Genomic DNA, 26,290 nt, shown 5'->3' with positions numbered 1-26,290 from the left:
TATTTGTGTGCTTTTTATTTATAAATATCTTTGTTGCTTAACACAACACAATGAGTTCAGAAATTTCAAAACGTTACAGTCAAAGAGGTGTATCTGCATCAAAAGAAGATGTGCATAATGCGATAAAGAATATAGACAAAGGTTTGTTTCCTAAAGCATTTTGCAAAATTGTACCAGATTATTTAACTAACGATCAGGAGTATTGCTTGATTATGCACGCAGATGGCGCAGGGACAAAATCGTCTTTAGCGTATATGTATTGGAAAGAAACTGGTGATGTGTCTGTTTGGAAAGGTATTGCCCAAGATGCTTTAATAATGAATATTGACGATTTGTTATGTGTTGGAGCAACCGACAATATCATGTTATCCTCAACAATAGGACGTAACAAAAGTGTAATTCCTGGTGAAGTATTATCGGCTATAATTAATGGTACCGAAGAGTTGATTGAAGACTTAAAAGGTTTTGGAGTAACAATACATAGTACTGGAGGAGAAACAGCAGATGTTGGTGACTTGGTTAGAACAATAATTGTAGATTCTACAGTTACGGCTAGAATAAAACGTAGCGACGTTATTGACAATGCTAATATAAAAGCAGGAGATGTAATTGTTGGTTTAGAAAGTTTTGGCCAAGCAACTTACGAGAAAGGCTATAACGGAGGTATGGGAAGTAACGGATTGACTTCTGCAAGACATGATGTTTTTGATAATTATTTAGCTAAAAAATATCCAGAAAGTTTTGACGCTGCTGTACCAGAAGATTTGGTGTACTCTGGAAAAGTAAAATTAACAGATAAAGTTGAAGGCTCTCCATTAGATGCTGGACAATTAGTATTGTCTCCAACAAGAACGTATGCGCCAATTATTAAAGATATTTTATCTAAATATACAAGTGAAGATATCCACGGAATGGTGCATTGTAGTGGAGGAGCACAAACTAAGATTTTACATTTTATAGATAACCTTCATATTGTTAAGGATAATTTATTTACTGTACCGCCATTATTTAAGCTAATACAAGAACAATCTAAAACAGATTGGAAAGAGATGTATCAAGTATTTAATTGTGGGCATAGAATGGAAATTTATGTATCCCCAGAAAAAGCAGAAGAAATTATTGCAATTTCAAAATCTTATAATGTTAATGCACAGGTTGTTGGTCGTGTTGAAGCTTCAGATTCTAAAAAACTAACAATAGAAAGTCCTTACGGAACGTTTGAATATTAATTACTAATTAATTTTTAAAAAATATGAGATACATTTTTATAATGTGCTTCATGTTTTGCGTTACTAATTTGGTCGCGCAGACGGAACCTGAAGTAAAAGTTGTTGATACCATTAAATGGAAACAAAAAAACAAGATTGGCGTAGATATTAACGAAGTAACTTTTGTTAATTGGAATGCTGGTGGCGCTAATTCAATTTCGGCATTATTAGCAATTAAATCTAGTTTACGTTATAAAAAAAACAATCTAATATGGTTTAACGAGGTTAGAACACGTTATGGTGTAAATAAGCAAGAAAGTCAGAAGTTACGTAAAACGGAAGACGAGCTTGAGTTAATTTCTACCATTGGATACAGAAAAGACACCATTACTAATTGGTATTATTCAGGGCGTTTTAATTTTAAAACACAATACACCAACGGATATAATTATCCAAATAGAGACAATTCTATTTCTAGTTTTATGGCTCCGGGATATTTGTTTATCGGAGGTGGTGTGGAATATGGTAAGAATATCGAAAAATTATCCTTCTATATGTCCCCTTTAACGTTTAAAGCTACTTTTGTCTTAGATCAAGAGTTAGCTGATTCTGGCGCGTTTGGTGTCGAAAAAGCAGTGTTTGATACGTTGGGTAATAAAATTAAAAACGGTGAAAATGTGAGGACGGAAATGGGTATTCTGGTCACTAATGCATACGAAACAGAAGTATTAGAAAATGTATATCTAAAAAACCGAGTAAGTTTATATACCGATTATTTAAATAGTTTTGGAAATATAGATGTGGACTGGGAAGTTGTGTTTGATTTTAAGGTTAACGATTTTGTAAAAGCAACCTTAGGATCTCATATTAGATACGATAATGATGTTAAGATTATTGAAGAAACAAATGTGGAGGATGAGTTTGTGGAGCGTGGAGCAGCTTTACAATGGAAACAACTATTAGGAATTGGTGTGATAGTAGATTTTTAATTGCTATATTTATAAAAAGCAATATTTGAAATCTAAATCCTTTTTTAACATAGTCACTCTTGTTGTTGTTATAATTAATATAACATCAATAGTGTTTTTGGATTTTTTTTATAGTCAGATAATTAGACTGGTATCTAGCTTTTTGTACCTATTATTCTTTCTGTTTTTAGGTGTAAAAGACCGTTTGCTGTTACCATTTTTAACGTTATTAGTTATTGCGGATGGTTTTGATTTGTATTATTTACAGCCGTATGTAATTGAGATTTATTCAGTTATAAAGATGGTGGCTTTTTTAATATTGTGTGTTATGCTTTCTGCTAAGCTCAGATTTCAAAAATTAGGAAATACTATTACGTTATTATTTGTAGTCGTTATAGCAATCAATATTTTAATTGGTTACAAGGCTATTACAGAGACGACTAATGTTTTGGATTATACTCAAATTTTATCAATACAGGCGTATTGGGTGATTTGTATTTTGTCATGTGCTTTGGCTGCTAAATACTATTTTTTAAACGAATCTAAGAAAGCAGTTTGTTTTACGGGCTTTACTTTTTTGTTTGTTTTTACAGATTTAAACGGGTTTATTGCTAATTTTTTTGATGCGGATTTGTTTTTCTTTACAGAAAGAATCTTATACTTTTTAGGGTTTATGTGCTTGGGTTATTATGTGTTTTTTAATAAACAAGAACAGATTAAAAGTTAGTTACTACAAGCTACCTTGAGACAAGTATTTGTAATCTTCTAATTCTGTAAGGGTCTCAATTAATTTTGAGCATCCATTTTTTATTAAATATATTGTGTCTGCTATTTCAATAACTTCGGTGTATCTGTGGTCTGTTAGTATAATTGCTTTGTGTTTTTTTTCTTCAATAATTAATGCCTTAATTTTTTCAATATATAACGGAGCCACACCATTAAAGGGCTCATCTAAAAATATAATTTTAGCTTTCTTTTTTAGTATTAAATATATTTCGACCACACGTCTTTCTCCACCGGATAAGGTCTTTATTGTGTTGTTTTTGTAGATTTTAAATTCAGGATAGTCTTTAATAAAGTTTCTCCAACTAACATTAAATAGTGTAAATAAGGTATTGACCTTAGCTTGATTTGGTGTAAAGTTGTGTTGTGGTAAATAAGCAGCAGCTTTGGTAAGATATAGTGGTTTTAATAAAGGTTTACTGTCCAGTCGGATGTGGCTGTATTTCGCGATAAGCGTACCAAAAGCAATACTTAATACGCAACTTTTTCCAGAACCATTACTGCCTAATAAAGTTGTTACTTTACCGGTCTCAGCCTTTAGATAAATGCCATTTAATATGCGTTTTTCACTAAAGTAAAGCTCTACATTATCTATCTCAAAAATCAAAGTGTATCTATGTAAATTGGTGGATTAGACTTAAAAAAGCAATAGTTACTAAAGCGTCAATGCTATATAAAAAACCAAAAAGTTTTAAATCAGAGATGCCTAGGTTTTTATAAAAAACTAATTTTTGTTTTGTATCCGTTTGAGAGACGATGTAATATAGCAAAATTATTAAAAATAGTTTAGTTATAAGGGCAACTATTAGGTAGGAACTGCCTGTTATTAATAGTAAAATATTAATAATAAGAGACCATATAGCAAAGGTGCGGTAATAGTATAGTATGGCAATAAACTGATTTAACATATAGTTTTAACGGTAAAAAGGCGCTAATATTTTAATTGTAAGCAAACTACTATAAAGTATTGAAAATTCATAAATTATCGTATTTTTGTTTCACAATTTTAAGAAGAAGATGTTAGAGAAGTTACAAATAGTAAAGCAACGTTTTGATGAGGTTAGCGATTTAATAATCCAACCTGATGTTATTACTGATCAAAAACGTTACGTCGCACTAAATAAAGAATATAAAGATTTACGACTTTTAATGGATAAGCGCGAGATTTATCTTGAGTTTACTGAAAATTTAAAAGAAGCGGAAGAAATCATAGCAGACGGTAGTGATGCCGAAATGGTCGAAATGGCTAAAATGCAATATGAAGAAGCTAAAGTGGAAATTCCTAAATTAGAAGACGACATACGTGTGCTTCTAATACCTAAAGATCCTGAGGATTCTAAGAATGCTGTTGTAGAATTACGAGCAGGTGCAGGAGGGGATGAAGCAAGTATTTTTGCTGGAGATTTATTTAGAATGTACAGTAAATACTGTGAAGCTAGAGGATGGAAAGTAGATACGGTAGATTACAGTGAAGGGACAAATGGTGGTTTTAAAGAAATCCAATTTGAAGTTACTGGAAACGATGTCTATGGGACTTTAAAGTTTGAAGCAGGTGTACACCGTGTACAACGTGTACCGCAGACAGAAACACAAGGACGTGTGCATACAAGTGCTGCCACTGTAATGGTATTTCCAGAAGCAGAGGAGTTTGATGTAGAGATTAACCCAAAAGAGGTACGTGTAGATTTTTTCTGTTCTTCAGGACCAGGTGGTCAATCTGTAAACACAACATATTCTGCAGTACGTTTAACGCACATACCAACAGGATTAGTAGCGCAATGTCAAGATCAAAAATCGCAGCATAAAAACAAAGAGAAAGCTTTTAAAGTATTACGTTCGCGTTTATACGACATGGAGTTAGCTAAGAAAAACGAAGAAGATGCAGCGTTGCGTGGTACTATGGTAACCTCTGGAGATAGAAGTGCTAAAATTAGAACTTACAACTATTCTCAAGGTCGTGTTACTGATCACAGAATTGGATTGACATTATACGATTTGCAAAATATTGTAAATGGAGATATCCAAAAAATTATTGACGAATTACAATTAGCTGATAATACAGAGAAATTAAAAGCTAGTGACGAACATATTTAATATCAAGCCTCTTCATTGAGGCTTTTTTTATAGCATGACAACACAACAACTAACAGAACAAATTATTAAAAAGAAGTCTTTTCTGTGTATCGGACTAGACGTCGATTTAAATAAAATTCCACAACATTTATTACAAACCGAAGATCCTATTTTCGAATTTAATAAAGCAATAATTGATGCAACACATCATTTATGTGTGGCTTATAAACCTAATACCGCGTTTTACGAAGCATATGGTTTAAAAGGATGGAAAGCATTAGAGAAAACAATAAACTATCTTAATGATAACCATCCAGATATTTTTACAATAGCAGATGCTAAACGTGGTGATATTGGTAATACTAGTACAATGTATGCAAAAGCCTTTTTTGAAGACTTAGCATTTGATAGTGTTACTGTTGCGCCATACATGGGAAAAGATTCGGTTGAGCCTTTTTTAGCCTTTAAAGATAAGCATACAATAATGTTAGCATTGACCTCTAACCAAGGTGCTTTTGATTTCCAGACCAAGCAAGTAGAAGGAAAAGAGTTGTACAAACAAGTTTTAGAAACGTCTAAAAATTGGAAGAATTCTGAAAATTTAATGTACGTTGTTGGAGCAACTAAAGCCGAGTATTTTGCTGAGATCAGAAAAATAGTTCCAAATAGTTTTTTATTAGTTCCAGGTGTGGGCGCTCAAGGCGGAAATCTTCAAGACGTGTGTAAATATGGAATGAGCAAAAATGTTGGACTACTAATTAATTCTTCTAGAGGGATTATTTATGCTTCAAGCAACGATGATTTTGCGCAAGCAGCAGCAGCTAAAGCAGAAGACTTACAACAACAAATGGAAGTTGTTTTAAATAATAAATAAATAATTGAACGCTCCGTCATGCTGAATTTATTTCAGCATCACATTATTAGTGTCAGTAAAAAAAATGCTGTCTCGCTACGTCATGCTGAACTTGTTTCAGTATCGCATTATTATTATTATTATTATTATTAAAGTAAGTTAATTATTATCATAGAGGATTAGAATACTTAGACTATTGTAATTTATAGATAAAATAAGAACTTTACGTTATGCTGAATATATTTCAGTATCGCATTATTTAGAGGAGTAACATTCGGTTAAAGTAATAATTAAATGAAAATTAAAGATCAAATAGGTAATGTGTTAACATTTGATACCACACCAATACGTATCATCTCGTTAGTGCCTTCTCAAACCGAATTACTCTATGATTTAGGTTTAGAGGATACTATTGTTGGTCTTACTAAGTTTTGTATACATCCAATACATTTAAAAGGAGAAAAGCAGGTTGTAGGAGGCACAAAGCAAATTAATCTAGAAAAGATTAAAGCATTAAAGCCTGATATTATTTTGTGTAACAAAGAAGAAAATACAGAAGCTATTGTAAAAGACTGTCAATCCATCTGTGCGGTGCATGTATCCGATATTTTTACAATTACAGATTGCTTAGAGCTTATAATGCAATACGGACAACTATTTAATGTTGATGCAAAAGCAGAAAGTATTAAGGCTAAAATCACAACTAAGTTAATGGATTTTAAAGCGTACATAAATGACAAACCCACTTTAAAAGTCGCTTATTTTATTTGGAAAGATCCATGGATGGTAGCAGCAAATAATACATTTATCAACCACTTACTTCAATTAAATAAATTAGATAATATTTATGCTAATCAAAAGCGATATCCTCAAGTGGATATTGCTAAGATTCAGGATAAAGATAGCTTGGACCTGGTGTTACTTTCCAGCGAGCCTTATCCATTTAAAAGTAAACATAAATCCGAATTTGTAAATGCTAAAACAATTTTGGTTGACGGAGAATATTTTTCGTGGTATGGATCAAGATTAGTACAAGCGTTTAGTTACTTTAAGCAATTAAGAAAGGGCTTTTAGACTTTCTCTAGCTAAATAATTTAGTTTATTCATCTTGTTTAAAAGCTTGACCGCTTGATAAGCAGAAACGTCACTTGCTTCGTGATCTGTTTGCCGCAAATTGTAAGAGCGCTCGATTAATGCTTTATAGCGCTCGTTTAGTTTGTTTTGTTCTTGTCTGATTAGATTGGGGCTAGTCATAGTTGTTATAGGCTGTTTTTCAGGTAATTAAATTACTTTTATTTTTTTAATAAAAAAAGAAAAACTAACAATAAAATCGTAAAAAGTAAAAGAGCCCATTCTTTACCACAAAAAATAGACTCTATTAACTAACTAAACTAACTCAATAAAAGGAGTCTGAGTGCGACGCTTTTACACAGCAAATATCTAGTATATATTTTATTTATATGTTAACTTAGTATTATTCTAAGTTTAACAAAACGGTTAATCTTGTAAAGCAAATACTTTTTGAAGTAAAGCAGTTGTTCTAGATCCCACTTTAGTTCTAATATCTTGCTCTTCAACAGCAATCATTTTGTAAACACCTTTTAAAGCTTCACCTGTAACATAATCTGTTAAATCAGGATTAACGTTACTAGTAAAAGGTATAGCATTATATTTATTTATTAAGTTAGACCAAATTTGATCAGCACCAACTTTATCAAAAGAGGCTTTAATTACAGGATTAAACTTATCATATAAAGCCGTTTGTGTTTTACTTGTTAAGTATTGCGTAGCAGCATCGTTACTACCTAATAAAATATTTTTAGCATCTGTAAAAGTAATGTCTTTAACTGCATTAATAAATATAGGTGTCGCTTCTCCAACTGCATCTTCAGCTGCTCTGTTTAAAACTTTTAAACCTTCGTCAGCTAAACTGCTTAAACCAATGTCACGTAGTGCTTTGTCTACTTTTTGTAATTCTTCTGGAAGTAAAATTTTAACTAATTCGTTTTTAAAAAAACCATCTGTTTGTGTCAATTTAGAGACCTGTTTGTCAATACCTAAGTCTAAAGCTTCTCGTAGTCCGCCAGCAATATCTAAATCGCTAATCCCTCCTGATTGAGGTAATTGGTTCACAACTTGCTGTAATTCTGCGCAAGCAGTAAAATTTAAAACAATAAGTAAGGCTAATATTTTTTTCATGTTGTATAATTTAAGGCACAAATATACCTATTAATAAGATGCGTTTTTAATTCAAAAATTGCGTTTTATTTTAGTTTTACTTTTAAAAAGAATAAAATCAAGCTTAAAAAGTGTGTGTCTATTATTCTAAATTAAGAGAAAATAACAGTCTTATTATTAAAAACCATCACTTTACGTTTAATATGAAGTTTTATTGCATTGGCTAAAACTATTTTTTCTAAATCACGTCCTTTTGCAATTAAATCGGCTATTGCATGTGTATGCGACACACGTGCAACATCTTGTTCAATAATCGGGCCAGCGTCTAATGCTTCCGTAACGTAATGACTAGTAGCACCTATAATTTTCACACCACGTTTGTAAGCGGAGTGATATGGTTTTGCACCAACAAAAGCCGGTAGAAAAGAGTGGTGTATATTAATCACCTTGTTTGGATATTGACTTATAATTTTACTAGATACAATTTGCATGTATCGTGCTAGAACAATAAAGTTAATACCATGTTTTTTACATAATTCTAATTGTTGGTCTTCCGCTTGCGCTTTGGTCTCTTTAGTTACTGGAATATGATAAAACGGAATATTAAAACTATCAGCAATAGGTTTTAGTGTGCTGTGATTACTAATTATAAACGGAATGTCCACTTCTAGTTCTCCAGAGTTGTAACGTCCCAAAATATCATACAAGCAATGGTCATATTTTGATACAAATAAGGCCATTTTTGGTTTTGTTTCGGTAGAGTAAATACGCCATTTCATTTTAAAACGATCGGCTAAATCTTGCTTAAAAGTATGTTTGAAAGCCTCAGTTTTAAATGTAGCACTTTCAAATTCGCTTTCTAAGCGCATAAAAAATATATTTTGCTCTCTATCTACGTACTGATCTATATAAACAATGTTACCCTTATTAGTGGCAATAAAATTTGTGACGCTAGCAATAATTCCTGATTGATCACTGCAGTGTATTAAGATGGTTAATTTGTTCATTTTCAATAGGTATTAGTGACTAAAATTACTCTAAAAAAGCCATCTTATTATTTTTGCTTTTAACTTTTAGATAATTACAGATTATAGAGCAATATTTTTGAATATTCCGTAAATTGCAACCTCAAAACCCATTATATTTTAAGAATGACACAAGCAACACCATACAAACCAAAATATAAAGTTAGAATAGTAACAGCAGCAGCCTTATTTGATGGTCATGATGCGTCCATAAATATCATGCGTCGTATTATCCAATCTACAGGAGTTGAGGTAATCCACTTAGGGCACGATAGAAGTGTGGACGAAGTGGTAAACACCGCAATTCAAGAGGATGCAAATGCTATTTGTTTAACCTCTTACCAAGGTGGTCATAACGAGTATTTTAAATACATGTATGATTTATTAAAAGAAAGAGGCGCAGAGCACATCAAGATTTTTGGTGGTGGTGGTGGTGTAATCTTACCTTCAGAAATCAAGGATTTAATGGATTACGGTATTGCCAGAATATATTCTCCGGATGATGGACGTGCCATGGGATTACAAGGTATGATTAATGACTTAGTTGAACAATCGGATTTTGCTATTGGAGATGTTTTAAGTAACGAGTTGGATATTTTACCTACTAAAAATCCTAAAGCAATTGCTAGGATTATTTCTTCGGCAGAAAACTTTCCTGACGTTGCTAAAGCGACTTTAGATAAAATTCATATTAAAAATAAAGCGTCTAAAACACCAGTTTTAGGAATTACAGGAACAGGTGGAGCAGGTAAATCTAGTTTAGTAGACGAGTTAGTGCGCCGCTTTTTAGTCGATTTTCCAGAAAAAACAATTGGTTTAGTATCTGTAGATCCTTCTAAGCGTAAAACAGGAGGAGCACTTTTAGGTGATAGAATTAGAATGAATGCTATCAACTCGCCAAGAGTATACATGCGTAGTTTAGCAACACGTCAATCTAACTTAGCATTATCTAAATATGTAAATGAAGCCGTTCAGGTTTTAAAAGCTGCGGAATACGATTTAATTATATTAGAAACCTCTGGAATTGGACAATCTGATACAGAAATTATGGAACATTCTGACGTAGCTTTATACGTTATGACTCCAGAATTTGGTGCAGCAACACAATTAGAAAAAATCGACATGCTTGATTTTGCAGATTTGGTTGCCATCAATAAATTTGACAAACGTGGGTCTTTAGATGCCCTTCGTGATGTTAAAAAACAATACATGCGTAACAATAATCTTTGGGATGTACACCAAGATGATTTACCAGTTTATGGTACTATTGCGTCGCAATTTAACGATCCAGGGATGAACACGCTTTACAAAGCCATCATGGATAAGTTAGTGGAGAAAACGGATTCGGTTTTAAAATCGACATTTGAAATTTCTCAGGAAATGAGCGAGAAAATTTTCGTTATTCCACCTTCACGTACACGTTACTTATCTGAAATTGCAGAAAGTAATCGTGCCTATGACAAAACAGCAAATACACAAGTTGAAGTTGCACAAAAACTTTACGGAATTTATAAAACTATTGAATCTGTTTTAGAAGGAGCTGTAGCATTAGATAAAGCTGGAATAGCTTCAGAATCAGTTGTAGCAACAACCGATAATAAAGACTTTGTTAAACTTTTAGTTGGCGAATTTGACCGTGTAAAATTAAACTTAGATCCTTACAATTGGGAAGTGATTACAGGTTGGGATGAGAAAGTAAACAAATACAAAAATCCAATTTATAGTTTTAAAGTAAGAGATAAAGAGATTAAGATTGAAACACATTCTGAGTCATTATCACACTTACAAATCCCAAGAATAGCCTTACCAAAGTATCAAGCTTGGGGCGATTTATTACGTTGGAATTTACAAGAAAACGTACCAGGAGAATTTCCATATACTTCGGGATTATATCCATTTAAACGTACTGGAGAAGATCCAGCACGTATGTTTGCAGGAGAAGGTGGACCAGAACGTACCAACAGACGTTTTCACTATGTAAGTGCAGGTTTACCAGCAAAACGTTTATCTACCGCTTTTGATAGTGTAACGCTTTACGGAAACGACCCAGATTTAAGACCAGATATTTATGGTAAAATTGGTAATGCAGGAGTTAGTATTTGTTGTTTAGACGATGCTAAAAAACTGTACTCTGGTTTTGATTTAGCAAATGTTATGACGTCGGTAAGTATGACAATTAATGGTCCTGCGCCTATGCTATTAGGATTTTTTATGAATGCTGCTATCGACCAACAATGTGAGTTTTACATTAAAGAAAACGGTCTAGAAAAAGAAGTTGAAGCAAAAATTGTTAAGCTTTATAAAGGTAAAGTGCGTCCATCTTATAATGGCGAGTTACCTGAAGGAAACAATGGGTTAGGCTTAATGCTTCTTGGTGTTACAGGAGATCAAGTGTTACCAGCAGACGTTTATGCAGAGATTAAAAAGAATACCATTGCGCAAGTAAGAGGGACGGTTCAAGCAGATATTTTAAAAGAAGATCAAGCACAAAATACTTGTATTTTCTCTACAGAATTTGCCTTAAGACTAATGGGAGATGTTCAAGAGTATTTTATCGAGAATAACGTCCGTAACTTTTATTCAGTATCAATTTCGGGGTATCATATTGCAGAAGCAGGTGCAAACCCAATTACGCAATTAGCGTTGACGTTATCTAATGGTTTCACTTACGTGGAATATTATTTAAGTCGTGGTATGGACATCAATAAATTTGGTCCAAACTTATCATTCTTTTTCTCAAACGGAATTGATCCAGAATATGCTGTAATTGGTCGTGTGGCACGTAAAATTTGGGCAAAAGCAATGAAGCACAAGTATGGTGCTAATGCAAGAGCGCAAATGTTGAAATATCATATTCAAACGTCAGGACGTAGTTTACACGCTCAAGAAATTGACTTTAATGATATTCGTACAACGCTTCAAGCTTTGTATGCTATTTATGATAACTGTAACTCATTACACACAAATGCGTATGATGAGGCTATTACAACGCCAACGGAAGAGTCAGTTAGACGTGCTATGGCAATTCAATTAATCATCAATAAAGAATTAGGGTTAAATAAAAACGAAAATCCAATTCAAGGCTCTTTTATTATTGAAGAATTAACAGATTTAGTAGAAGAAGCGGTGCTTTTAGAATTCGATAGAATTACAGAAAGAGGGGGTGTTCTTGGTGCAATGGAAACCATGTACCAACGTAGTAAAATACAAGAAGAAAGTTTATACTACGAAACGTTAAAGCATAACGGGAAATTCCCAATTGTTGGAGTAAACACTTTTTTAAGTTCTAAAGGATCGCCAACGGTTATTCCTGCGGAAGTGATTAGAGCAACAGAAGAAGAAAAGCAATTCCAGATTAAAACGTTAGCAAATCTTCATGAGGCAAATGAAACAAAAGCCTTGTTAAAAGATTTACAAGTACGTGCGATTAACAACGAAAACATATTTGAGGCTTTAATGGAAGTCTGTAAAGTATGTAGTTTAGGAGAAATTACATCCTCTTTATTTGAAGTAGGAGGACAGTATCGTCGCAACATGTAAGCAGAGAGCCCATTTTTATTTTTTGTAAAAATGGTGCGAATCGCTTATCCCAAACTTGATTTGGGATCTAAGAAAATAATTTTTCGTGAATAACGAAAAAGATAAACTAGCGTTTGTCATTAAGAGTAAATCAATAATCTCAATACATAAAACAAAAAAAGCGTTTCAATCTGAAACGCTTTTTTTATATTCAATAAAAAAAAATATGTCTATCAATCACACCTTCAAAGCAACTATAAATTGGAATATAAATGAAGGCGAAAGCACGCAAAACCCAAGAACCTTCAGTCGTAATCATGAGGTGCTGATAGAGAACAAGGCAACGCCTTTAAAAGTATCCGCAGCAAAACCATTTAGAGGTGATGACGCTTTATACAATCCAGAAGATTTATTATTATCGGCGTTAACATCATGCCACATGATGTCTTATTTATACGTCTGTGCTCAAAATAATATAGAAGTATTAAGTTATACAGATAATGCTGAAGGCGATTTAGAAGTCAATGCTTCAGGTAGTGGTAGTTTTAAAACGGTAAGATTAAAACCAGTTGTAAGTATAAAAGACGCAAGTCAAAAAGAGTTGGCAAAAAGTCTTCATACTAAAGCTAATCAACTTTGTTTTATAGCTAATTCATGTAATTTTCCTATTGTTCATGACGCGACAATAGTAGTCCGATAATCAAGTATTAAAAAATAATTCACATGTTTTGCATCTTTTTTAAAGTATTCACGTCTATTATATGAACATAAAAATAGATATCATGAAAAATAAAGACTGTAATTGTAACTGTGACGGTTGCTCAAAAGGAAATTGCCAAAACTGTACTTGCGATAATTGTACTTGTACAAATTGCAACTGTTAAGCAACACTTAAAAGAAGTAATAATAACGCTAGTTTTGGTAACTTTATACTAAGATTAGCGTTTCTTTTAATACATAACTATGGATACTCAAGACATTTGGAAATTACATGCAGACGACATCAAATATTTTATTTTTAGTAAAGTAAAAGATGCTGTGGTAGCGGACGATTTATTGCAAGAAACGTTTATAAAAGTGCACACTAAATTAAATACTTTAAAGGATAAAGACAAACTGAAGTCTTGGTTGTTTTCTATAGCAAGGTATACTGTTTTAGATTATTTTAGAAGTCAAAAAATAGTTTATGAAACGACTGACGAAGATTTTATTTTTGAAGAACAAAAATTAGAACATACAGAAGTTGATTGTTTACATGGGATTATTAAAAGTTTGCCTAAAAAGTATCGAGATCCACTATTTTTAAGTGATATAAAAGGTGTAAAGCAATCAGAGATTGCAGCACAATTACATTTGGCATTACCAACAGTTAAATCTCAAATACAACGCGGACGAAAACTAATTGCACAAGGTTTTGTAGACTGTTGTGATTTTGTGGTTAATGATGATGGTTTTTTGGTTGGAGAAGTTAAAGATAAAGCAGACTGTAAAATGTGCCATTAATTAGTATCTTTGCCAACTACAGATTACACTAATAGTTTACTTATCATAATTAAATAAATGTCTTTCAAGAAATACCATCCTTCATTAAAAGAAAATATTGAAAAAGCAGGTTTTGAAACTACTAATCCGTTTCAAAAACAAGTGATGCCTTTAATAAAAGCAGGAAGCGATGTGTATGCTATTGGTCCAAAAGATTGCGGTAAGACTACAGCAATGATTATTAGTACCATTCAAAAATTGGGTGCTGAAGCTTTTGAGGATTCTGCAAGAGCATTAATTGTAGTCAAAGATAAAAAAGCAGCTTTAGATTTAAGGGAGCGTTTTGAAGTGTTTACAAAAAGAACAGATTTACGTTTATATTGTGCTTATGAAGAGTATGATTTAGAAAAACAACGTGAAGAAGTGTATTATGGTGTTGATATACTAATTGCTACACCAAAACGATTAAGCAAGTTATATCATTTAAATAGTTTGCATTTAGGTGAATTACAGTTGTTTATGCTGCATGATGCTGATTTTATTGTAAGAAATAACTTTCATAACTATATTCTAAGATTAAGCGAAAGTGCACCTAAAGCCAAATTTGTAATTTTTTCTGAAACGTTTAATGCAAAAATTAAGGCCTTTAAAGATTCCTTTATGTATAATGCGAGGATAGTAGATTTTACTTAAAATCTACAGCGTTAACATCCAAGTAGTTTGTAGTTTTCTAAACTTACGGATTTCTCTTTTTAATATTGGTAAATAATCTTTACCATTACTATTACAAGATTCTAAACGACTACAGTTTTTGTATAACCTATTGGTTAATAGGTTTACGGAAGCAATATGTCTATGCTTTTTATAATGACAATGTTCTAGTTCCGCACTAATAATCTCTGGTGCTAAAGACACAGATTGCTGTACAATATCTCCAGACACATAAATATTTGAGTCCTCTCTACCATCGTCGTATAAATACGCTAAATCATGATTTAAGTAACTAGAAATATTTCTAGACAACATAAATATTTGCATAGCTTGCTTATATATAGGTAGTTCTGAAAGATGAGAAGGAATTGGAGCCGACATTTTACTTTTTCTTTTTTATCAAAAATAATAACAAGCTTGTATTTTTATCTTTCGATTTTAAAGTAAATATGTATATTTGCTTTAATAATTAAATAATTTTATAAAAATACTTTAATATGATTGTTGATGACCTAAGTTGGAAGATTTTAAAGTGTTTGCAACAAAATTCAAGACAATCAAACGCTGCTATTGGACGACAAGTAGGAATTACCTCTCCTGCTGTTTCAGAGCGTATTAAGAAAATGGAGGATTTAGGAATTATCCAAAATCACATTACATTAATCTCTCCTTTTGAAGTAGGATACCAACTTAAGGCGTTAATTACTTTACAAGCGTTTATGGGAAAATTAAAGCCTTTCCTTGAAAAAGTAAAAACACTTGATGAGGTTGTAAATTGCTATAGAATTACGGGTAACGAAAACATAGTGATGGAAGTGGTATTGAAAAACCACAAACATTTAGAAGCATTTATAGATCAGTTAATTGTGTATGGCGAATGCAAAACACAAATTATCTTGTCTCACGTTGTTAAAAATAATTCTATTAAAAAATTTTAATTTAGTTTACAATTAGGTGTGGTACTGTATTTAAGTCCCAATCTATAACCAAGCCTCCAGCTAAGGATTGTGCGACTTCTTTACCATATAAATACTCACATAAATACAAGGCTGCTTCAAAGCTTTTAGCACCTCCAGCAGACGTAATATATTTACCATCATGCACAAAAAGCACCTCTTTTTTAATATCTAAATCTGGGTAGCGTTTACGCATGGTATCAATATCACTAGGAAACGTTGTGGATACTTTATTGTTTAAGACACCAGCTTCAGCTAATACAAAAGCACCATCGCAATGCGAGGTAACAAATGTGGCAGTTTTATCTACTTGCTTTACAAAATTGATTAATGCTATATCGTCTAAATCTGTATCTAAATGATGCTCTGCACTTGGTACAACTAGTATATCAATTTTGGGTAAGCTATCTTTAATATAGTTGTAATCAGGTAGCAAACGCATACCTTCAAATGTAGTTATTGGATGGTCTGTATTAGCAACCGTAAATACATTCATAGCTTTTATACTATCTCTAAATATAGTGTGCTGAAAAATATCATAAGGGGCAGTTAATTCAGTATTAAATGTGCCATCCATAATTAAAAACGCGACATTATAACGGTCTGGTTTTAAATCTGGGAATTGCTTTTTTATTTTAGTTTCTTCTATAGGACTAGTATTAGTTTTATCTTCTTTTTTAGTTTCAGAAGAATTACAGCTAACAAAAAGTAATACAGTAAAAAGGTATAGTATATGTTTCATAATCTAGTTTATGCGCCAAGGTGGATTTTTTCGGTTTTTGGCAGCTTTAAATAATATAATTTTATTCCCGTCGGGATCTAAAAGATGGGCTTCGGTCCAAAGCCAAGACTTGTATTCTAGTTCTGATATAAAAGTAATACCTTTTTGTTTCAGTTGAAAAACTAAAGCTTCTAAATTTTCATCTTCAAAGTAAACTATAGTGTTATTGTGTTGTTGTTTATTTTCATTAAAATGAATAGAAAATGTAACGTCTCCATCAGGACACTCAAACCTTGCGTAACGCGGTAACGCATCTACAATAAGTTTGAGACCTAATAAAGTATAAAATGCCACAGCTTTTTCTAAATTAACAGATGATATAGTGACTTGGTTTAAATTCATCTAACTAATTTTTTACGTTTTATAAATTGATTTAAGATATATAAAAGTAGCATGCATAAACCACCTAAGACAGTCATGATATACCATGTGTTATCATAACCTACACCTTCTACAAGTTCCATTCCTGATTTATGACCAAAGATGTGGGCAAAAGAAAAAGCTATGGAATATAATGCCATATATTCTCCTTGGTTTCCTTTTTTAGCTTGTTGTAATGCAAACGCATTAGCGAAAGGAAAAGCTATCATTTCGCCAAGGGTCATTAAAAACATAGCAAAAATTAGAATGCCTGACCAGTTAGAAAAATTAAGAATTAGAAAACTAATGGCAGTTAAAAAAGCACCAAATAATATTAGTGACGTCTTAGCAAAGCGCGTATTTTCTAAATACTTAATTAATGGCATTTCTAATAAAAAGATAAAAAAACCATTGGCACCTAGTAGTAATCCAATTTCTAATTCGCTTAGCAAGTGTCTTTCTCTGTAATATAAAGGCATTGTAGAAAAGTATTGCAGGAATATAAAACCAAACAAAAACAGTGCAAATAAAAAGATAATAAACGGTTTGTCTTTATAAGCAGAGTAGGGGTTGTCTACTTTAATTTCATCTTGTACGCGTGTCTTTTTAGGGTTTAGCACCTTTATTAATAATAGTGTGGCAGCAATACATGTAATACCGTCTACCCAAAATAGACCACCATAACCTAAGCTCACAATTATTAAACCTCCAACAGCGGGACCTGCAGAAAAGCCCAAATTAATAGCTAATCTAATTAAAGTGACACTTCTAGTTTTGTTTTCGGGTTTACTGTAGGCGCTTAACGCTACAAACATGGCTGGTCTAAACATATCTGCAACAACCATTAAAGCAAAAATACCTAAGGACAAGGTGTAAATTGTTTTTAGGTATTGCAAGCCAATAAACATGAAGCCAGAAATAAATAAACTAAAAACCATTATTTTATAGTAACCAATCTTATCGGTTAGTTTTCCGCCTAACCATGATCCGATGACAGATCCAAGTCCAAAAGCGGTCATTATTGTACCGACGTTTGACAAAGTAAATCCTAAGTCTTCTGTTAAATACAAAGACAAAAAAGGAATAACCATGGTACCGGCTCTGTTAATTAACGTAATTAAAGACAGCCACCATACTTCTTTTGACAGTCCGTCAAAAGTGCTTATGTAATTTTTTAGTAGTTTTTTCATTGGTTTGGTAGTTAGTATAAATGTAAAAAGTCCAACGGTTAGGTTGGACTTTTTTGTATTGTATAAATTGATATTTAAATCAGCATAACATATAACAGGTCCAACTACTCGTATGTCTACAAGAGGTTTGTTTAGTTAAATATGTAATGACTAAATTCATTTTTTTTTGCTTTATTGAGTTCAAATCTAGACAAAAATTTTTATTAAGTTGTATTTTTGAACAGCCTATTTTTTTAAACCACAATTAAATAAATTTTTATAAATGAAAAAAACACTATTTATCATATCACTTTTTACGCTGTTTTTTTCTTGCGGAAGCGCTTCATTTCAAGGGTTTTATAATGCTCATAAAACAGACTTGGGTGCGACGTCTTTTCAAGTGCCTAATTTTATGAAAGCTTTGCTAAGTTCGGTTTCTGTGCAAACAAAAAGTGTTATTGGAAATTTACAAGATTTAAAATACATCCAATTAGAACAGGTAAGCGAGCAAAGAAGAGCCTCTGTTATTTCTGAAATGAATGCAGTTACAAACTCTGGTTTTACTGATATGTTTAGAAAAAATGAGGTTGCCGAGACTAGAATTATTTCGGTCAAAGAACGTGGTAACATTTTAACAGATGTCATTATATTTAATAGTAATAATTTAAAAACGACAGCGTTTTATTTAAAAGGTAGTTTTGATCCCGATAAAATAAAAGTCTTATCAGAAGCTAAAAATTTTGATGCCTTTTCTCAGGACTTATTACAATCTTATAAATCTAATAGCAATATGACTATTAGTCCTTCGTTTAACCCAAATAACTAAGTCTATAATTTATGAAAAAAGTTGTTGTTTTATTTATCATAATTTCTGTTACATTAAGCTGTGCTCAAGATAAGCTACCCTTGTTAGGAGATACTGAGTACCAACGCGAAATGAATGCTAATTTTAAAGATGCAGCAAAATCGCCTTTAACGGATAGTGACCGTAAAGCCTTTAGAAGTTTAGATTTTTTTAAATTTGATAGTACTTACGTAGTTACTGCAGCGTTTAAAAGAACACCAAATGAGTCTTCTTTTAAAATGAAAACAACTACAGATCGTTTAGTAGATTATGTAAAATATGGCGAAGTTACTTTTACTATAGACGGAAAAGAGCAAAATCTAAACGTCTATCAAAATATCGAATCTGTAAAGCAACTAGGCGAGGAGGAAGCTCTGTTTTTGCCATTTATGGATAATACTAACGGAGAAGAAAGCTATAAGGGCGGACGTTATGTCGAGGTTAAATTACCGGAAAATAACCAAATGGTTATAAACTTTAATAGGGCGTATAATCCCTATTGTGCTTATAATAAAAAGTATTCTTGCCCCATTGTACCAAGCGAAAACATTTTATATGTGCGCATTGAAGCTGGAGTTAAAAAGTATAAAAAAGACTAGATTAAAATTGTTTAGCAACCCACATCCCAAAAAATACTGCTAAAAAACCAAGTATAAAACTGGTAATAGTATAAAGAGCAAAACTTGTAAAATCTCCTGATTTTAAAAACAAGTGATTCTCATAAGCAAACGTAGAGAAAGTTGTGAATCCACCACAAAAACCAGTCGCTAATAATAACGTTTGATTATTGTTAAGGGTGTTGTTTTTTAAGGCTAAACCTAGAATAATCCCTATTAATAAACTACCCAAAATATTGGCTAAAAAGGTGCCATACGGAATCCCGTTTTCAGTATTATTAAGTGCTTTTCCAATAATATAACGCAGGACGCTTCCAAAACCACCACCTACAAAGACTAATACAAGTTGTTTCATTTAATTACTTAAAGTTGTGTTGTTTTCTATTAGTATAGGTAAATATATTTCTGTAATCCAATCTGATGGATTTGGTGTGTTGGTTGGATCTGTCACATATACTTCCAAAGTTACACCTGTTTTATCTGCAACTAAGTTGTTATCTGTTTGGTAGCTCATTGCAGTATTCCATGCTTTTTCTAAGTGAGAATAGTTTCCTTTTAAGGTTGTTTTTAAAGCACTAAAAGGTTGTAATTGTCCAGTTAATATATCATCTTGAGAAGTAATAATACGATCTGCAGTTGGCATTGCACAAGAAAACATAACTGCATTATTCTCTAAATCCCATTTATGATAAATTACAAATGGTGCTCCAGATGGCGTGATATTATTGTCCTTAAAATATTGTTTTAATTTTGGAAACATTTGCTCCATTTTTCCTTTAAAAGTCTCCATTTTAGAAGAAGTGGTGTTGTATACATAAAAGCCACCACCATGTTCTGTAACACCATTTATTGTTATGCTATGTTGTTTCATACTTTCTGTAACCTTACGATCTAGAAGGTCCAAACTACGCTCATAATATGGACCTATTTGCTTGTCCATCCCTCCAGAAAACGCACTATATGCTTTAAATCCAAACGGTAAATCTTTCCCAGAAATGGTCCACTTTACCGCCGTACTTCCGTCAGGGTTTGGTATAAAACTCCATATAACATCAGAGCTAGGATAGTCTCCAAATTGCATGACTTGTGTTATCGATTTATTTGGATTGTTATCTGTTGTAGTCATTGTGCCCGTTTCGCCATTATCAGTCCAATAATAAGCACCATCTATACCTTTTGTTTGTTCAGGATAAGTAATAGTCATTTCTGGCTTTTCTTCAATCCAAGCATTCCAATCTTCCCAGTTTTTAAAATCAATAACTTCATTGTAAATTAGACTTGCAGGTGCTTGTATAGTTTTACTTCTAGTTACTGTATAATCATTAGGTTGTACTGCTACATAAATAGCTATTGCTATAATTGCAATTAATAATAGAAACAATAGGTACTTTATGTATTTCATTCTGAGCAAAATTAAATAGTTAGTTATTTCAAAGATAATCAATTTACAATTTGTTAAATTCTTATCTTTAAAGACTTTTAAAAAACTATATTAATTATGAAACTAAAATCAATACTAAGTGCTGCGTTTGTTGCAACACTATTGTTTTCTTGTGGTAATGATAAGGCAGAAAAGCCAGCAACACAGGAAACAGCAAAAGCCGAAACAGCTTTTGACTTTAATGTCGAGCAATTTGCAGATATTAAAATACTACGATATCAAATTCCGGGTTGGGAAAATCTAACCTTAAAAGAACAAAAACTAGTTTATTATTTAACACAAGCAGGTTTGGCAGGTCGCGATATTATGTGGGACCAAAACTACAGACATAATCTAAAAATCAGAAAAGCATTAGAAAACATTTATACTAACTTTTCAGGAGATAAAGCTACTGCAGATTGGAAAGCTTTTGATGCTTACATAAAACGTGTATGGTTTAGTAATGGTATCCATCACCACTATTCTAACGATAAGCTTAAGCCAGATTTTTCTAAAGAGTATTTACAAGAAATTATGACTGCAACTAACACAACGTTAGCTGGAGAAGCATTTAACGTCTTGTTTAATGATACAGATAGCAAAAAAGTAAACCTATCTAAAGGGGTTGATAATGTTGCATTATCTGCTGTTAACTTTTACGGACCTGGTGTTACTAATGCAGATGTAGAATCGTTTTACAAAAAAATGAAATCGCCAAACCCAGATAAGCCATTGTCATATGGTTTAAACTCTCAGTTAGTTAAAGAGAATGGTGTTTTGAAAGAACGTGTGTATAAGTCTGGTGGTTTATACGGTGCAGCTATTGACCAAATTGTTAAATGGTTAGAATTAGCAAAAGGCGTTGCAGAAAATAAAGAACAAGGTACTGCTTTGGGGCTTTTAATTAGATACTACAAAACAGGAGATTTACAAACTTGGGATAATTATAACGTAGCTTGGACTGCTGCTACTGCAGGAAATGTAGATTATATTAATAGTTTTATTGAAGTTTATAATGACCCATTAGGATATAGAGGATCTTACGAAACAGTTGTACAAATCAACGATTTTGACATGTCAGCAAAAATGGCTGTATTATCAGAAAACGCACAATGGTTTGAAGATAATTCACCTTTAATGGATGCACACAAAAAGAAAAATGTGGTTGGTGTAACTTATAAGGTAGTAAATGTCGCAGGAGAGGCAGGAGATGCATCACCTAGCACACCAATTGGCGTAAACTTACCAAACGCTAACTGGATTCGTGCAGCTGTAGGAAGTAAGTCAGTGTCTTTAGGTAATATTATTCATGCGTACAACAACGCAGGAAGTACGGGGCGTTTAAAAGAATTTGTAAACGATGACCAAGAGTATATTTTAGAAGAAAAATACGGACAAATAGCAGATAAGTTGCATACAGCATTACACGAAGTTATTGGACACGCCTCAGGACAATTAAATCCAGGTGTAGGAGAGACTAAAGAAACACTTAAAAATTATGCTTCTACTTTAGAAGAAGGTCGTGCTGATTTAGTTGGTTTATACTACTTGTATAATCCAAAAATTCAAGATTTAGGATTGGTTGACGATTGGGAAAACGTTGGTATGGCAGCCTATGATGGTTACATCCGTAATGGATTAATGACTCAGTTAATTAGATTAAATATCGGAGACGAAGTAGAAGAAGCGCATATGCGTAACAGACAATGGGTTAGTGCTTGGGTATTTGAAAAAGGAAAAGCTGATAACGTAATAGAAAAAATTACTCGTGATGGAAAAACATATTTTAACATCAATGATTATGAAAAACTTCATAGTCTTTTTGGCGAGTTATTGCGCGAAACACAACGTATCAAGTCTGAAGGCGATTATAAAGCTGTAGAAGACTTAGTAGAAGGTTATGGTGTAAAAGTGGACCAAGCTATTCATAAAGAAGTTTTAGAGCGTAACAAACAGTTTACATCTCCTGCTTACAGCGGTTTTGTAAATCCTGTATTAGTGCCAGAAACAAATGCTGATGGAGAGATTACTGCTATTAAAGTAACACAACCAGAAAGTTTTGATGGTCAAATGTTATTTTACAGTAAAAACTACAGTTTTTTACCAGAAGTAAACTAAAATTATAACGCTTACGCGGAAATTAAAAAGCCTTAATCTAATTTAGATTAAGGCTTTTTTTATTACTTAAAAATAGTGTCGTTTTTATTTAAATATAACTTTAATAGCCACAATCATCCCAATAAAACCAAGGAAGGCTAGAAGTACCCATGGGACACCTTTAAAGTGTGCTTTATGTAGTTTTAAATCTTTTCTGTACATTCTTATAAGCACTAAAATAAAAGCAATAGCGAATAAAACTCCAAAAACGATTTGTCCTTTACTAAACATAATTTATTTTTAAGCAAAATTACTAAAACTAAGGACTAACATCAAAGAATAAAACAACAATTACATGCAAGATAAAATTGAAGCAGTAAAAGCTTTTCATACAGCTTTTAAAATAGGACATAAAGAGGCGCCAAAAGCGGATTTAGGTAAGGCTAAAAATAAATTGCGTTTTGAACTAATGCGAGAGGAAAATGCAGAATATTTCGAGGCTGCACAAAATAACGATTTAGTCGAAGTTGCAGATGCTTTAGGAGATATGTTATATATTTTATGTGGTACTATTATAGAGCATGGTATGCAACATAAAATTGAAGAAGTATTTAACGAAATACAACGCAGTAACATGAGTAAATTAGGTGAAGACGGAGAACCTATTTATCGCGAAGATGGAAAAGTATTAAAGGGACCAAATTATTTTAAGCCAAATATAAAAGCAATATTGGATAAGTAATTTATTAACATATAAGTACAAAAAAAAGCAACCAATTGGTTGCTTTTTTTTGCTATCTAAAAACTAGATATATTTATATGTTCTAATTAAAGTTTTACACGCCATCCAAACGGGTCTTCAACTTTATTAGTTTGTATTGCTACAATACGATTTTTTAATTTTGATGCAAAAGAAGCATCTTGTTCTGGAATTATAAAATCTTCGCCTCTAAATCCAAAACCAGAAATTGGAGAAATTACTGCAGCTGTTCCTGCTCCAAACATTTCTTTTAAACTTCCATTTCTAGATGCTTCAACTAACTCACTAACTTTTACTTTTCTAACGTCTGTTTTTAAGCCTTCAGCTTCTGCTAATTGTAAAATACTTTTTCTGGTAATTCCGTCTAAAATACGGTCACTTACAGGAGATGTTAAAAGGGTATCGTTAATACGAATAAAGACATTCATCGCACCAGCTTCTTCTATAAATTCGTGCGTAGTATCGTCGGTCCAAATAACTTGTTGGTATCCTTTTGCTTTTGCTAATTGTGTTGGATAAAACTGTCCAGCATAATTACCACCAGCTTTAGCAAATCCTACACCACCGTTTGCACTACGTGAGTACGTTTCTTCTATTAAAACATTAACTTTTCCAGAAAAATAAGCGCCTGAAGGTGCCGCACAAATAATAAATTTATACTCATCAGCAGGAGAGGCATGAAATCCTTTTCCTGATGCAAAAATAAATGGTCTAATATATAAAGAACTTCCTTCTGCAGTTGGGATCCAATCTTTTTCCACTTCTAAAAGGGCTTTTAAACCTTCCATGAAATACGCTTCTGGTAACTCAGGAATAGATAAACGTTTAGCAGACACATTTAAGCGTCTTACATTATCCATAGGCCTAAACATAAAGACATCTTCTTTATCATCTTTGTAGGCTTTCATACCTTCAAAAATAGACTGTCCATAATGAAAAATTTTCGCTGATGGATCTAAAGTAATTGGGCTGTAAGGAACAATCTCTGGAGTGTGCCACTTACCATTCTTATAATCGCAAATTAGCATGTGATCAGAAAACACTTGTCCGAATGCTAAATTGTTAAAATCAATCGAACTTATTTTTGAAGATTCAGTTCGTGTAATTTTTATGTCGTTTTTGGTTAAAGCTGCCATATTTTGTGGTTGTTTTTCTGACACAAAAATACAGAAATATAAATTAGAAAGTATGCTATTGCACTTAAAATACTATCTTTGAATAACATAATTTAATAGATAACACCATGAGAAATTATTTCATCTTATTAGCACTATTAGTAACAATAGTTGCTTGTAAAAACGACACTAAGCAGCAAGATGCTGCAGAAGTTGCTAAAAAAGAAGCAACGGAGCGAGCAGATGCTATTACTTTTAAGCCGTTTGGAAAAGAGATTATAGCTAACGACGCTATTGCATCTAGATCTATGATAGCCCATTATAAAGATTTAAAGTCTGGAGATAGCATTCCTGCTAAAGTAACGTTAAAAGTAAAAGAAGTTTGCCAAGCTAAAGGCTGTTGGATGACAGCAGATTTAGGAGATGGTAATGAAGTGATGGTAAAGTTTAAAGACTATGGTTTTTTTATGCCAAAAGACATTGCAGGACAAATGGTAATTGTAAATGGAATGGCATATGTTAAAGAGGTGCCTGTAGATGAGCAACGTCATTATGCTGAAGATAAAGGCGCATCTAAAGAAGAAATTGAGAAAATTACAGAACCAAAACGTACGTATTCTTTTGAAGCAGATGGTGTACTATTAGTAGATACTAAATAGTGAAACCACAAATAGAATTAACAAAAGACGGATCTTCAACTTTGTTACATCCCAAGTATAATGCCTTATATCATTCTACTTATGGCGCAATAGAAGAGTCTAACTTTGTATATATAAATGCAGGATTGTTTTCTGTTTTGTCTTCTGAAAAGGAGCAGGACTTAAAACAATCCTGTTCTATTTTAGAAGTTGGCTTTGGGTCTGGATTAAATGCTTTTAATACGTTTTTAAAAACAGAAGCATTGCCAGTAAATATCAACTATGTTGGTATAGAAACCTTTCCTGTAGGACTAGATATTGTAGCACAATTAAATTACCCTGATTTATTTTTGAAAAAAGACAAGCAATCAGTTTTTAATCAAATGCACGATGTCTCTTGGGAAGAGCAACATCAACTTACAGATCAATTTAGTCTTGAAAAGCGTAATATTGATATTTTTAAATTAGAGGACAAAGCACAATATGATGTCATTTATTATGATGCGTTTGGTCCAGGTGCACAACCAGAATTATGGACAGAGCCTATTTTTAAAATTATGTTCGAGGCGCTTAAAACAAACGGTATATTAATTACGTATTGTGCACAAGGTGCAGCAAGACGTGCTATGATTAGTGCAGGTTTTAAAGTAGATCGATTACCGGGACCGCCAAATAAACGTCATATTTTAAGAGCTGTAAAAATTTAGTTGTCCGAAGTGTTTTTTTATTCTTA

General features: G+C 32.5%; 29 protein-coding genes. 17 read left to right on the top strand and 12 right to left on the bottom strand.

Features of this window, described 5'->3' with window-relative positions; translation table 11 throughout:
- Positions 1–50: 50 nt before the first annotated feature.
- The 3 genes from BMZ09_RS09900 to BMZ09_RS09890 all read left to right on the top strand — a co-directional run bounded on the left by BMZ09_RS09900 (position 51) and on the right by BMZ09_RS09890 (position 2,903).
- Complete coding sequence (locus BMZ09_RS09900; protein WP_090840035.1) at positions 51–1,229, top strand: AIR synthase related protein; 1,179 nt, start codon at positions 51–53, stop codon at positions 1,227–1,229.
- Positions 1,230–1,252: 23 nt separating this feature from the next.
- Entirely contained in the window at positions 1,253–2,197 is a 945-nt protein-coding gene (locus tag BMZ09_RS09895; RefSeq protein ID WP_090840033.1) for a DUF3078 domain-containing protein, read from the top strand.
- Positions 2,198–2,339: 142 nt separating this feature from the next.
- A complete protein-coding gene (locus BMZ09_RS09890; RefSeq protein ID WP_090840031.1) occupies positions 2,340–2,903 on the top strand; it encodes a hypothetical protein in 564 nt (187 codons plus the stop codon).
- 3 nt (positions 2,904–2,906) lie between these two features.
- Here BMZ09_RS09890 and BMZ09_RS09885 read toward each other — a convergent pair whose 3' ends face one another.
- Positions 2,907–3,566: an ATP-binding cassette domain-containing protein gene (locus BMZ09_RS09885; protein WP_090840029.1), complete on the bottom strand. Its 660-nt coding sequence runs from the start codon at positions 3,564–3,566 to the stop codon at positions 2,907–2,909.
- Positions 3,567–3,976: 410 nt separating this feature from the next.
- Here BMZ09_RS09885 and prfA point away from each other — a divergent pair, with 410 nt between their 5' ends.
- The 3 genes from prfA (at position 3,977) to BMZ09_RS09865 (ending at position 6,959) form a co-directional block, all read left to right on the top strand.
- Positions 3,977–5,053, top strand: a complete 1,077-nt coding sequence (gene prfA / locus BMZ09_RS09875) for a peptide chain release factor 1 (RefSeq protein WP_090840025.1) — start codon at positions 3,977–3,979, stop codon at positions 5,051–5,053.
- A 34-nt stretch (positions 5,054–5,087) separates the two neighbouring features.
- Positions 5,088–5,906 carry an orotidine-5'-phosphate decarboxylase gene (pyrF, locus tag BMZ09_RS09870; protein WP_090840023.1) on the top strand — a complete coding sequence of 273 codons (819 nt, stop codon included), beginning with the start codon at positions 5,088–5,090 and terminating at the stop codon, positions 5,904–5,906.
- Positions 5,907–6,179: 273 nt separating this feature from the next.
- Positions 6,180–6,959 (top strand): ABC transporter substrate-binding protein, encoded by a 780-nt coding sequence (locus BMZ09_RS09865; RefSeq protein WP_090840021.1) that lies wholly within the window; start codon positions 6,180–6,182, stop codon positions 6,957–6,959.
- On the opposite strand, the gene BMZ09_RS09860 is transcribed toward BMZ09_RS09865, so the two are convergent.
- The 3 genes from BMZ09_RS09860 to purU form a co-directional block, all read right to left on the bottom strand.
- Positions 6,942–7,139, bottom strand: coding sequence for a Lacal_2735 family protein (locus BMZ09_RS09860; RefSeq protein WP_090840019.1), 198 nt, complete (start codon positions 7,137–7,139; stop codon positions 6,942–6,944). The two genes, BMZ09_RS09865 and BMZ09_RS09860, sit on opposite strands and share 18 nt — an antisense overlap.
- Before the next feature lie 243 nt (positions 7,140–7,382).
- On the bottom strand, positions 7,383–8,084 hold the full coding sequence (locus BMZ09_RS09855) for a DUF4197 domain-containing protein (protein WP_090840017.1): 702 nt from the start codon (positions 8,082–8,084) through the stop codon (positions 7,383–7,385).
- Between the two features lie 131 nt (positions 8,085–8,215).
- Complete coding sequence (purU, locus tag BMZ09_RS09850) at positions 8,216–9,070, bottom strand: formyltetrahydrofolate deformylase (RefSeq protein WP_090840015.1); 855 nt, start codon at positions 9,068–9,070, stop codon at positions 8,216–8,218.
- A 144-nt stretch (positions 9,071–9,214) separates the two neighbouring features.
- On the opposite strand from purU, the gene BMZ09_RS09845 reads away from it, so the two are divergent.
- The 4 genes from BMZ09_RS09845 to BMZ09_RS09830 all read left to right on the top strand — a co-directional run bounded on the left by BMZ09_RS09845 (position 9,215) and on the right by BMZ09_RS09830 (position 14,782).
- Positions 9,215–12,628, top strand: a complete 3,414-nt coding sequence (locus tag BMZ09_RS09845; RefSeq protein ID WP_090840014.1) for a methylmalonyl-CoA mutase family protein — start codon at positions 9,215–9,217, stop codon at positions 12,626–12,628.
- Between the two features lie 205 nt (positions 12,629–12,833).
- A complete protein-coding gene (locus BMZ09_RS09840) occupies positions 12,834–13,307 on the top strand; it encodes an OsmC family protein (protein WP_090840131.1) in 474 nt (157 codons plus the stop codon).
- A 263-nt stretch (positions 13,308–13,570) separates the two neighbouring features.
- Positions 13,571–14,110, top strand: a complete 540-nt coding sequence (locus tag BMZ09_RS09835) for a sigma-70 family RNA polymerase sigma factor (RefSeq protein ID WP_090840012.1) — start codon at positions 13,571–13,573, stop codon at positions 14,108–14,110.
- A gap of 57 nt (positions 14,111–14,167) precedes the next feature.
- On the top strand, positions 14,168–14,782 hold the full coding sequence (locus tag BMZ09_RS09830) for a DEAD/DEAH box helicase (protein ID WP_090840010.1): 615 nt from the start codon (positions 14,168–14,170) through the stop codon (positions 14,780–14,782).
- Positions 14,783–14,785: 3 nt separating this feature from the next.
- Here the strand turns inward: BMZ09_RS09830 and BMZ09_RS09825 are convergent, their stop codons facing one another.
- Positions 14,786–15,181 carry a hypothetical protein gene (locus tag BMZ09_RS09825; RefSeq protein ID WP_090840008.1) on the bottom strand — a complete coding sequence of 132 codons (396 nt, stop codon included), beginning with the start codon at positions 15,179–15,181 and terminating at the stop codon, positions 14,786–14,788.
- Between the two features lie 116 nt (positions 15,182–15,297).
- Between BMZ09_RS09825 and BMZ09_RS09820 the strand changes: the two genes are divergently transcribed.
- A complete protein-coding gene (locus BMZ09_RS09820) occupies positions 15,298–15,738 on the top strand; it encodes an Lrp/AsnC family transcriptional regulator (RefSeq protein WP_090840006.1) in 441 nt (146 codons plus the stop codon).
- Between the two features lies 1 nt (position 15,739).
- On the opposite strand, the gene BMZ09_RS09815 is transcribed toward BMZ09_RS09820, so the two are convergent.
- Genes BMZ09_RS09815 through BMZ09_RS09805 form a run of 3 tightly spaced genes read right to left on the bottom strand, consistent with a single transcriptional unit; the run spans position 15,740 to position 18,087 of the window.
- Positions 15,740–16,498, bottom strand: a complete 759-nt coding sequence (locus BMZ09_RS09815; RefSeq protein WP_090840004.1) for a DJ-1/PfpI family protein — start codon at positions 16,496–16,498, stop codon at positions 15,740–15,742.
- A 3-nt stretch (positions 16,499–16,501) separates the two neighbouring features.
- The gene (locus tag BMZ09_RS09810) at positions 16,502–16,879 is read right to left on the bottom strand and encodes a VOC family protein (RefSeq protein ID WP_090840002.1); all 378 of its coding nucleotides are present in this window, start codon (positions 16,877–16,879) and stop codon (positions 16,502–16,504) included.
- Positions 16,876–18,087, bottom strand: a complete 1,212-nt coding sequence (locus BMZ09_RS09805; RefSeq protein ID WP_090840000.1) for an MDR family MFS transporter — start codon at positions 18,085–18,087, stop codon at positions 16,876–16,878. The genes BMZ09_RS09810 and BMZ09_RS09805 overlap by 4 nt, the downstream gene beginning before the upstream one ends.
- Before the next feature lie 262 nt (positions 18,088–18,349).
- On the opposite strand from BMZ09_RS09805, the gene BMZ09_RS09800 reads away from it, so the two are divergent.
- The gene (locus BMZ09_RS09800) at positions 18,350–18,892 is read left to right on the top strand and encodes a DUF4252 domain-containing protein (RefSeq protein ID WP_090839998.1); all 543 of its coding nucleotides are present in this window, start codon (positions 18,350–18,352) and stop codon (positions 18,890–18,892) included.
- Positions 18,893–18,903: 11 nt separating this feature from the next.
- Complete coding sequence (locus BMZ09_RS09795; protein WP_090839996.1) at positions 18,904–19,509, top strand: DUF1684 domain-containing protein; 606 nt, start codon at positions 18,904–18,906, stop codon at positions 19,507–19,509.
- A 1-nt stretch (position 19,510) separates the two neighbouring features.
- On the opposite strand, the gene crcB is transcribed toward BMZ09_RS09795, so the two are convergent.
- Positions 19,511–19,882: a fluoride efflux transporter CrcB gene (gene crcB, locus BMZ09_RS09790; RefSeq protein WP_090839994.1), complete on the bottom strand. Its 372-nt coding sequence runs from the start codon at positions 19,880–19,882 to the stop codon at positions 19,511–19,513.
- Positions 19,883–20,929, bottom strand: a complete 1,047-nt coding sequence (locus BMZ09_RS09785; RefSeq protein ID WP_090839992.1) for an SRPBCC family protein — start codon at positions 20,927–20,929, stop codon at positions 19,883–19,885.
- A 96-nt stretch (positions 20,930–21,025) separates the two neighbouring features.
- Between BMZ09_RS09785 and BMZ09_RS09780 the strand changes: the two genes are divergently transcribed.
- Positions 21,026–23,065: a dipeptidyl-peptidase 3 family protein gene (locus BMZ09_RS09780; protein WP_090839990.1), complete on the top strand. Its 2,040-nt coding sequence runs from the start codon at positions 21,026–21,028 to the stop codon at positions 23,063–23,065.
- A gap of 84 nt (positions 23,066–23,149) precedes the next feature.
- On the opposite strand, the gene BMZ09_RS09775 is transcribed toward BMZ09_RS09780, so the two are convergent.
- Complete coding sequence (locus BMZ09_RS09775) at positions 23,150–23,335, bottom strand: hypothetical protein (protein WP_090839988.1); 186 nt, start codon at positions 23,333–23,335, stop codon at positions 23,150–23,152.
- Positions 23,336–23,399: 64 nt separating this feature from the next.
- Between BMZ09_RS09775 and BMZ09_RS09770 the strand changes: the two genes are divergently transcribed.
- Complete coding sequence (locus tag BMZ09_RS09770; RefSeq protein ID WP_090839986.1) at positions 23,400–23,786, top strand: pyrophosphohydrolase domain-containing protein; 387 nt, start codon at positions 23,400–23,402, stop codon at positions 23,784–23,786.
- Positions 23,787–23,872: 86 nt separating this feature from the next.
- Here BMZ09_RS09770 and BMZ09_RS09765 read toward each other — a convergent pair whose 3' ends face one another.
- Entirely contained in the window at positions 23,873–24,940 is a 1,068-nt protein-coding gene (locus tag BMZ09_RS09765; protein ID WP_090839984.1) for a branched-chain amino acid aminotransferase, read from the bottom strand.
- Between the two features lie 107 nt (positions 24,941–25,047).
- On the opposite strand from BMZ09_RS09765, the gene BMZ09_RS09760 reads away from it, so the two are divergent.
- Positions 25,048–25,578, top strand: a complete 531-nt coding sequence (locus BMZ09_RS09760) for a DUF4920 domain-containing protein (protein WP_090839982.1) — start codon at positions 25,048–25,050, stop codon at positions 25,576–25,578.
- Positions 25,578–26,264, top strand: a complete 687-nt coding sequence (gene mnmD / locus BMZ09_RS09755; protein ID WP_090839980.1) for a tRNA (5-methylaminomethyl-2-thiouridine)(34)-methyltransferase MnmC2 — start codon at positions 25,578–25,580, stop codon at positions 26,262–26,264. Before BMZ09_RS09760 ends, mnmD begins: the two co-directional genes overlap by 1 nt.
- Positions 26,265–26,290 lie beyond the last annotated feature (26 nt).

The sequence above is a fragment of the Olleya namhaensis genome, assembly GCF_900114005.1.
Classification (GTDB): domain Bacteria; phylum Bacteroidota; class Bacteroidia; order Flavobacteriales; family Flavobacteriaceae; genus Olleya; species Olleya namhaensis.
Note: the sequence above shows the minus strand (reverse complement) of the source record. Positions and strands in the feature narration are given on the sequence as shown.